Source organism: Kytococcus aerolatus, assembly GCF_900187395.1.
Lineage (GTDB): Bacteria > Actinomycetota > Actinomycetes > Actinomycetales > Dermatophilaceae > Kytococcus > Kytococcus aerolatus.
In genome coordinates, this window is record NZ_FYEZ01000001.1 from 25712 (window position 1) to 34768 (window position 9057).

8 protein-coding genes are annotated in these 9057 nt (G+C 68.5%); 2 read left to right on the top strand and 6 right to left on the bottom strand.

Annotated elements, in window-relative coordinates:
• Positions 1-24: 24 nt before the first annotated feature.
• From CFT82_RS00105 to CFT82_RS00130, 6 genes are all read right to left on the bottom strand, one after another.
• Positions 25-1224: an ABC transporter ATP-binding protein gene (locus tag CFT82_RS00105; protein ID WP_234994198.1), complete on the bottom strand. Its 1200-nt coding sequence runs from the start codon at positions 1222-1224 to the stop codon at positions 25-27.
• Positions 1199-2269 carry an ABC transporter ATP-binding protein gene (locus CFT82_RS00110; protein WP_088817090.1) on the bottom strand — a complete coding sequence of 357 codons (1071 nt, stop codon included), beginning with the start codon at positions 2267-2269 and terminating at the stop codon, positions 1199-1201. The genes CFT82_RS00105 and CFT82_RS00110 overlap by 26 nt, the downstream gene beginning before the upstream one ends.
• A 9-nt stretch (positions 2270-2278) precedes the next feature.
• On the bottom strand, positions 2279-3247 hold the full coding sequence (locus CFT82_RS00115) for an ABC transporter permease (protein WP_234994199.1): 969 nt from the start codon (positions 3245-3247) through the stop codon (positions 2279-2281).
• Positions 3240-4166: an ABC transporter permease gene (locus tag CFT82_RS00120; protein WP_088817092.1), complete on the bottom strand. Its 927-nt coding sequence runs from the start codon at positions 4164-4166 to the stop codon at positions 3240-3242. Before CFT82_RS00120 ends, CFT82_RS00115 begins: the two co-directional genes overlap by 8 nt.
• Positions 4167-4360: 194 nt before the next feature.
• Entirely contained in the window at positions 4361-6016 is a 1656-nt protein-coding gene (locus tag CFT82_RS00125) for a peptide ABC transporter substrate-binding protein (RefSeq protein ID WP_088817093.1), read from the bottom strand.
• Positions 6017-6176: 160 nt separating this feature from the next.
• Positions 6177-7784, bottom strand: a complete 1608-nt coding sequence (locus CFT82_RS00130; protein WP_088817094.1) for an FMN-binding glutamate synthase family protein — start codon at positions 7782-7784, stop codon at positions 6177-6179.
• A 155-nt stretch (positions 7785-7939) separates the two neighbouring features.
• Between CFT82_RS00130 and efp the strand changes: the two genes are divergently transcribed.
• Complete coding sequence (efp, locus tag CFT82_RS00135) at positions 7940-8500, top strand: elongation factor P (protein ID WP_088817095.1); 561 nt, start codon at positions 7940-7942, stop codon at positions 8498-8500.
• The gene (nusB, locus tag CFT82_RS00140; RefSeq protein WP_088817096.1) at positions 8500-8913 is read left to right on the top strand and encodes a transcription antitermination factor NusB; all 414 of its coding nucleotides are present in this window, start codon (positions 8500-8502) and stop codon (positions 8911-8913) included. The genes efp and nusB overlap by 1 nt, the downstream gene beginning before the upstream one ends.
• The last annotated feature ends 144 nt before the right edge of the window (positions 8914-9057 follow it).

Sequence of the window (9057 nt, forward strand, 5' to 3'; positions counted from 1 at the left end):
TCGGTGTGATAGGGCAGGCCCGCGTCAGCGGACGGCCTCGACCACCTGGCGCTCCTCGGAGAAGATGCACCGGCTCGGGTGGTCGGTGCCCTCGCGGACCTCCAGCTGCGGGTCGGAGGTGGCGCACAGGTCCACCGCCTTCCAGCAGCGGGTGCGGAAGCGGCAGCCCGAGGGCGGGTTCGCCGGGGAGGGCACGTCGCCCTCGAGGCGGATCTGGTCACGCTTCCCGCGCATCTCCGGGTCTGGCACCGGCACCGCGGAGAGCAGCGCCTGGGTGTACGGGTGGACCGGGCGCGAGTAGATCTGGTCCTCGTCGCCGAGCTCCACCATGCGGCCGAGGTACATGACGGCCACGCGGTCGGAGATGTGACGGACCACCGAGAGGTCGTGGGCCACGAACACGTACGAGAGGCCCAGCTCGCGCTGCAGGTCCTCCATGAGGTTGACGACCTGCGCCTGCACCGAGACGTCGAGCGCGGAGACCGGCTCGTCGCAGACGATCACCTCGGGGTTCAGGGCCAGGCCGCGGGCGATGCCGATGCGCTGCCGCTGACCGCCCGAGAACTGGTGCGGGTAGCGGTTGATGTGCTCGGGGTTCAGGCCCACGAGGTCGATGAGCTCGCGGACCCGGGCGGTGCGCTTGGACCGGTCGAGCACGTCCGGGTGGATCTTGAACGGCTCCCCGATGATGTCGCCGACCGTCATGCGCGGGTTCAGCGAGGTGTACGGGTCCTGCAGCACCATCTGGACGTTGCGGCGCATCTCCCGGAACTCCTTGGAGCTCATGGTGGAGATGTCCTGGCCCTTGTAGAAGAGCTGGCCCTCGGTGGGCTTCTCCAGCGACATCATGAGGCGGCCCAGGGTGGACTTGCCACAGCCGGACTCGCCGACGACGCCGAGGGTCTCCCCGCGGTAGAGGTCGAAGTCCACGCCGTCGACGGCCCGCACGTGGCCGGCGACGCGCTTCAGCACGCCCTTGGTGATCGGGTAGTGCTTCTTGAGCCCACGGCCCGAGAGGACCGGGGTCTCACCCTGACGGGCCTCGGACACGCCGGTCGCGAGGACGTCGTCGACCTCCCGGCTGATCGCGCGGGCCGGGGTCCCCGGGTTGTTGGGGTTCTCCGCCGAGTGGTCGCGGTTGATCTCCTCCTCGGTGGCTCCGCGGATCCCGGTGCGGGGGTCCTCGGCGTCGCCGTGGTCATCGCGCAGCGCGGTGGCTCCCATCGAGCGTCTCCTTCCAGAAGTGGCACGCGGACGCGCGGTCGGCGGCGAAGCGCTCGAGCGGCGGAACGTCGGTGCGGCAGATGTCGCTGGCGTACGGGCAGCGCGGGTTGAAGGCGCAGCCCGGGGGGATGTTCGTGAGCATCGGGGGCAGGCCCTCGATGGCGGTGAGCTGCTGACCCTTCTGGTCCACGCGGGGGATGGAGGCCAGGAGGCGCTCGGTGTACGGGTGGGCCGGGTTGCGGTAGAGCTCCCGGGCGGGGGACTGCTCCACGATCCGGCCGGCGTACATCACGGCGATCTGGTCGGCCACGTCGGCGACCACGCCCAGGTCGTGGGTGATGAGGATCAGGCCCATGTTCATCTCGCGCTGCAGCTCGGCGAGGAGCTCCATGACCTGGGCCTGCACCGTCACGTCGAGCGCGGTGGTCGGCTCGTCGGCGATGAGCACCTCGGGGTCCAGCGCGATCGCCATGGCGATCATGATGCGCTGACGCATCCCGCCGGAGAACTGGTGCGGGTAGTCGTCCACCCGCTCCCGGGCGGCCGGGATCCGCACCCGGTCCATGAGCTCGATCGCCTTCTCCTTGGCCTCCTTGCGCCCCAGGCCGCGGTGGACGCGGAACATCTCGGCGATCTGCGAGCCGACGGAGTACACCGGGTTCAGGGCGCTCAGGGCGTCCTGGAAGATCATGGAGATCTTCTCGCCCCGGTACAGGCGGCGCTCGGACTCCTTCATCTGCAGGAGGTCCTTGCCCCGGAAGCGGACCTGCCCGCCGGTGACCTTTCCGGGTGGAGTGTCGAGGATGCCCATGACGGCCTGCGCCGTGACGGACTTGCCCGAGCCGGACTCGCCGAGCACGGCGAGGGTCTCGCCGGCGCGGAGGGTGTAGTTCACCCCGTTGACGGCCCGAGCGATGCCGGCCTTGGTCTTGAACTCGACGTGGAGGTCCTCGACCTCCAGGAGGGTCTCACCGGCGGCGGCGCGGCCCTCCGGGAGCACACGGGCTGCCTTCTCGGCCCCGCGGGGATTGGTGCTGGTGCTCATGGGGTCCTCTCAGCGGAGCTTCGGGTCGAGGGCGTCACGGACCGCGTCGCCGAGCAGCATGAAGCTCAGCACACACAGCGACAGGGCCAGGGAGGGCCAGAAGAGGATCTGCGGAGTGGTGCGGATCTCGCCCTGGGCGGTGGAGATGTCACCACCCCACGAGACCACGGACTCCGGGTCGAGCCCGATGCCCAGGTAGCTCAGCGTCGCCTCGGCCACGATGAACATGCCCAGCGAGATGGTCGCGATGACGATCACCGGTGCGATGGCGTTGGGGATGATGTGGCTGGTGAGGATGCGCCAGGTGCTCGCACCCATCGAGCGGGCCGCGGTGACGTAGTCGGCCTGCTTGGCCTGCAGCACCGATCCGCGCATGATGCGGGCCACGCTGGTCCAGCCGAAGAGCACGAGCATCAGGGCGACGGTGGGGATGTTGCGCCCCAGCCAGCCCATGCCCGGCAGGTCGATCTGCTCCACCAGGGACATCACGACGATGCCGGCCAGGATGAGGGGGAGCGCCAGGAAGGTGTCGAGGATGCGCGAGAGCACGGCGTCGACCCAGCCGCCGAAGTAGCCGGCCACGGCCCCGATGGTGCCGCCGAGGAGGACCACGCCGAGGGTGGTGAGCACGCCCACGGAGATCGAGGCGCGGGCACCGTAGACCAGGCGCGCCCAGATGTCGTGGCCCTGCCGGTCGAAGCCCAGCGGGTGGCCCGGCTCGGCCGGCTTGAGGCTCTTGGAGATGTCCTGGGCCTGCGGGTCCACGCTCGTGAAGAGCTGCGGGAAGACGGCCATCACGAGCAGGACGAGGATGAGCGCGAGGCTCACCAGGAACATCGGGTTGCGCAGCAGGTCCGACATCGCGTCCTGCGCCAGGGAACGCGGCTTGCCGACGTTCGCGTTGGGATCGTCGACGGACGCGGGGGCGATGCCCTCCTCGACCTCGAGCTCGGTGGCGACGTTCTGGTGGTCAGTCAAGGCGGATCCTCGGGTCGAGCACGGCGTAGAGCAGATCAACGATCAGGTTCGCGACGAGGTACACGAAGATCAGGACGGTCACGAACGAGACGACGGTGGCGTTCTCGCCGGCCAGGATCCCGCGATAGATCTGGTTGCCCACTCCGGGGACGTTGAAGATGCCCTCGGTGACGATCGCGCCGCCCATGAGCGCGCCCAGGTCGGTGCCCAGGAAGGTCACCACCGGGATGAGCGAGTTGCGCAGCAGGTGGACACCGATGATGCGCGACTTCGGCAGCCCCTTGGCCAGCGCGGTCTTCACGTAGTCCGAGGACTTGTTCTCCACGATGGAGGTGCGCATCAGGCGCATGATGTAGGCCACGGACACCGCGGCCAGGACGAAGCCGGGCAGGAGCAGGTTGCCCCACGAGGCGTCGCCGCCGACGGTCGGCTCGAAGACCTTCCACTGCAGCCCCAGGAAGTACTGGGCGAGGAAGCCCAGCACGAACACCGGGATCGAGATGATGAGCAGGCTGAGCAGCAGGGCGGCGCTGTCGAGCAGCGTCCCACGGCGCAGACCGGCCAGCAGGCCCAGTGGGATGCCGATGAGGACCTCCAGGACCCACGCGATGAGGGCCAGCTTCAGGGTGACCGGGAAGGTCTGCTTCATGACGTCGATGACGGGCTGCCCGGTGAAGGTCTCACCGAAGTCGAGCGTGAGCACACCCTTGAGGTAGTACCCATACTGGACCAGCAGGGGCTCGTCCAGGTGGTGCTGCTCGTTGAAACGCTCGATGAACGCCGGGTCACAGCCGCGGTCGCCGCAGAGGGCGGCGGCGGCGTCGCCCGGGAGTCCGTAGACCATCGCGTACAGCAGCAGCGTGGCCAGGATGAACACGGGGATCATCTGGAGCAACCGCCGGAGCACGTATGTACCCACAACTTCTCCTCGGATAGACGGGTGGCCGGCGGGGTCGGGAAAAGATGACCCGACCCGGGCCACGCGGAAGGCTACCTCTCGATGTGGCCCATGCAACAACAACACGCCTGCCGGCGGGGATCCGTGCGGATCTCCACCGGCAGGCGGGCTGCGCCGGGGGTGGGGGAGAGGACCGGAGTCGCCTCCCCCACAGGTCAGTTCTTCGTGATCTGGTGGAACTCCGGCACACCGAAGACGTCGAAGGAGACGTCGGACACGGTCTCGCCGTAGCCACCGGTGAGGTTGGAGTACCACAAGGGGACGACCGGGGCGTCCTCGACGAGGACCTTCTGGGCCTCCTGGTACTTCTTCAGGGCCTCCTTGGAGTCCTTGGCGGCGTCACCCTCCTCCAGGAGCTTGTCGAACTCCTTGTTGGAGTACTGGCCGTCGTTGGACGAGGCGCCCGTCTTGTACAGCGGGGTGAGGAAGTTCTCCACGGACGGGTAGTCCATCTGCCAGCCGGTGCGGAAGGCGCCCTTCATCTTCTGGTTGGAGACGTCGTCACGCAGCGCCTTGAAGGCCGGGTAGGCCTTGCCCTTGCACTCGATGTCGAGGGTGTTGGTGATCGAGCCGCAGACCGCGTCGACCCAGGCCTGGTGGCCACCGTCGGAGTTGAAGGCGATGGTCAGGGCGTCGCCCTTCCAGCCGCCGGCCTCCTCGAGGAGCTTCTTGGCCTCGTCGGGCTTGTACTCGCAGAGCTCGCCGCAGATCTTGTCGTCGTAGCCGTCGACCACCGGGGCGGTGAAGTCCTTGGCCGGGGTGCGGGTGCCCTGGAAGATGCTCTCGGTGATGCTGTCGCGGTCGATCGACATGGAGATCGCCTTGCGGATCTTCTTGGCGTCCTCGGAGTCACCGGCGTAGGGGGCGTCGGTGTACATCGGGAAGGAGAAGGACTGGAAGACACCGGCCGGCTGGTTGATCGCGCGGTCGCCCAGGTCGGACTCGAAGGTGGACAGGGCCGTCTCGGGGATGGCGTCGAGCACGTCGAGCTTGCCGGCCTGCAGGTCGGTGTAGCTGGCGTCCTGCTTCTGGTAGAAGTTCAGCGTGACGCCGCCGTTCTGGGCCTCCTGGTCACCCACGTACTCGGGGTTCTTCACGAGCTTGGCGTCGGTGTTGTGGTTCCACTTCTCGACCATGTACGGGCCGTTGCCGACCGGCTTCTCACCGAAGGCCTTCGGGTCGTCGAAGAAGGACTCGGGCAGCGGGGCGAAGGCGGTGTAGCCCAGGCGCTGCGGGAAGTCGGCATAGGGCTCCTCGAGGGTGATCTCGAAGGTGGTGTCGTCGACGACCTTCAGGCCGGACATCTTCTCGGCCTTGGCCTTGGCGCCCTCCTCCTCGGGGTGCACCTCGGCATAGCCCTTGATGGGCTCGAAGAAGTAGGCCGCGGAGTTGTTGTTGTCGATGTGCGCGCCCCAGTTCCAGGCGTCGACGAAGGACTTCGCGGTCACCTTGGTGCCGTCGGAGAACTTGCGGTCGTCGTTGATCTTCACGGTCCAGGTCTTGTTGTCCTCGGACTCGATGGACTTGGCGACGTCCATGACGGTCTCGCCCTCGGCGTCGTAGTCCACGAGCTTGGCGAAGGCCATGTCCAGGATCTTGCCGCCGCCGACCTCGGTGGTGTTCGCGGGGATCAGCGGGTTCTGGGGCTCGGTGCCGTTGGCGATGATGATGGCCTCGGCGTTGCCGCCACCCTCGCCGCCACCGCTCTCGCCGCCGCCGCCCTCGGAGTCGCCGCCACCACAGGCGGACAAGGTCATCGACAGCGCTGCTGCACCCGCGATCGACGCGAGCCACTTGTTGGTCTTGGGCATGGGATCCTCCTGAGCTGACGGGACGCCACAACACGACTCGGTGTGGCCGGGCTCACCATAGACAGGCGTGGGGTGGGGACACGAACGCCAGAGCACCCTGTTACCGAAATGCAACACGCCGCCCGACGGAGGGGCGGCACGTCGTGGGGCGGAGCTCCCGTCAGTGAGCCACGGTGCTGGGCTGGCGGCCCGCGGTGCTGGGCTCGTCAGCCTGGGTGTGGTCCAGGGGGTCCGGCGCCACCAGCTGGTGCATGATGTCGACGATCTGCTCCCGGGCCTGCCCGTGGACGTATCCCCAGTCCGGCTCGTAGCCGTAGACCTCGCGGATGCTGCGCCCCTCGCGGGTGCCCCACATGAGCTCGAGGTCGTCGGTGGTCACCAGGCCCGGGTGGGCCACGCCCACCGCCTCCGAGAGCCGCAGCAGCTGGGCCCGGAGGGCACGGAGGTAGTTTCCGCAGCGCACGGCCTTGCTCGGCACGTCCAGCCCCCGCTCCAGCCAGGGGTTCTGGGTGGCCACGCCCGTCGGGCAGCTGTCGGCGTGGCACTTCTGCGCCTGGATGCAGCCGACCGCCATCATCGCCTCGCGGGCCACGTAAATCATGTCCGCGCCCAGCGCCATGGCCACGATGCCGTTGGCCGGCAGGCCGAGCTTCCCGGCACCGATGAAGGTGATCTCGTCCGCCAGCCCGGCCCGGGCGAAGGTGGAGTACACGCGGGCGAAGCCGAGCCGGAAGGGCAGGGCGACGTGGTCGGCGAAGAGCAGGGGAGCGGCGCCGGTCCCGCCCTCACCACCGTCGATGGTGATGAAGTCCACGCCGCGGGTGCGGTCCTGCATGAGCTCGGCGAGCTCCTCCCAGAAGCCCATCTCGCCCACGGCGGACTTGATCCCGACCGGCAGCCCGGTGGCCTCGGCGATCTCCTCGACGACGTCCAGCATCGAGTCGACGTCGTGGAAGGCGGTGTGGCGGGAAGGAGAGGCGACGTCCTCGCCGACCGGGACGCCACGGATGGCGGCGATCTCCTCGGTCACCTTCTCCCCGGGCAGCATGCCGCCCAGGCCCGGCTTGGCCCCTTGGGAGAGCTTGATCTCGATGGCGCGCACGGGGGCGTCGGCCGTGAGCTCCACGAGCTTCGGGATCGAGAGTCGACCCTGCTCGTCCCGGCAGCCGAAGTAGCCGGTCCCGACCTGGAGGATCAGGTCGCCGCCCTGCCGGTGGTGCTCGGAGAGGCCGCCCTCGCCGGTGTTGTGCATGGCCCCGGCCATCGCCACACCCTTGTTCAGAGCGCGGATCGCCGCGCCGGAGAGCGAGCCGTAGCTCATGGCGGACACGTTGACGATGGACGCGGGGCGGAAGGCGTGCCGGCGCCCACGGGGGCCACCGAGGATCTTGGCCGACGGGATCATCGCCGGGTCGTCGCCGTGACCGTGGGAGGTGGGGGGCGCCTCGCTGGCGAAGGTGCGGTGCTTGACCACCAGCCAGCCCTCGTCGAACTCCACGTTGTTGTCCGTGCCGAAGCCGAAGTACGTGTTCTGCTGCTTGGCCGAGGCGTAGATCCAGGAACGCTGGTCGCGGGTGAAGGGGCGCTCCTCGTTGTTCGCCGAGACGATGTACTGCCGCAGCTCCGGTCCGATCGTCTCCAGCGCGAAGCGGGCGTTGCCGAGCACCGGGAAGTTCCGCAGGATCGCGTGCTTCTTCTGGAAGGCGTTCTGGGCCGCCCAGCCGGCCAGGCCGGCGGCGGGGAGGGCGAGGACCTTGATCAGCTGCATGGCACCTTCCTACCAGTGCCGCAGGAGGGCCGGGCAGCGAGGAGCACCTCGGTAGACTAGCGAGAGCACGAGGCCGCTGTGTCGGCCCCGACCGTGACCCCGGCCGGTCCCGGGCAGGAGCCCGCTGGCCACCGACGACGACGAAGGACGATGACGTGGCAACGACGAACGACCTCAAGAACGGGATGGTGCTGAACCTCGAGGGCCAGCTCTGGCAGGTGCAGGAGTTCCAGCACGTCAAGCCGGGCAAGGGTCCCGCCTTCGTGCGCACGAAGATCAAGAACGTGATGAGCGGCAAGATCGTCGACAAGACCTTCAACGCCGGCACCAAGGTCGAGACGGAGAACGTCGACCGCCGTGACATGCAGTACCTGTACGCCGACGGGGACTCCTACGTGTTCATGGACACCCGCGACTACGACCAGCTCATGGTCCCGGCCACCATCGTGGGCGACGCCGCGAAGTTCATGCTCGAGAACCAGATGGTCATGGTGGCCACCCACAACGGCAACCCGCTCTACATCGAGCTCCCGCCGTCGGTGGAGCTCCGCATCACCGAGACCGAGCCCGGCCTCCAGGGCGACCGTTCCACCGGTGGCACCAAGCCGGCCACCCTGGAGACCGGCGCCGAGATCCAGGTGCCCCTCTTCCTGGAGCAGGACACGGTCGTCAAGGTCGACACCCGCGACGGCTCGTACATCTCCCGCGTGAGCTGATGGCGGCCCGTTCGAAGGCCCGCAAGCGCGCCGTCGACCTCCTCTACGAGGCCGACCAGCGCAAGATCGACGTCCGGGCCCTCATGGGTTCCCGCCGCGAGGACCCGGAGGCTCCGGTCGGCATCCCGGCGTTCACCGTCGAGCTGGTCGACGGTGTGGTCGAGCACTGGGCGAGCATCGACGAGGCCCTGGCCACCTGGTCGCAGGGTTGGTCCGTGGACCGCATGCCAGCCGTGGACCGGGCGATCCTGCGCCTCGGCGTCTACGAGATCGTCTGGTCCGAGGACGTTCCCGACGCGGTGGCCATCAGCGAGGCCGTGGCCCTGGCCTCGGCGCTCTCCACGGACGACTCGCCGGACTTCGTCTCCGGGCTGCTCTCGCGGATCAGCCAGATGAAGGCCACCGTCCTCTGAGGAGGGCGGACCCCGCAGCATGACCCTCCTCGAGGCCCCCGCCACCACCGGTGCCGGGGGCCTCGAGCATGCTCTAGGGTTGGGCCGTCCGACGTCCTTTAACGACCCGTCCTGTGAGGCGGGCAAGGAGTCCCAGGAGTGACC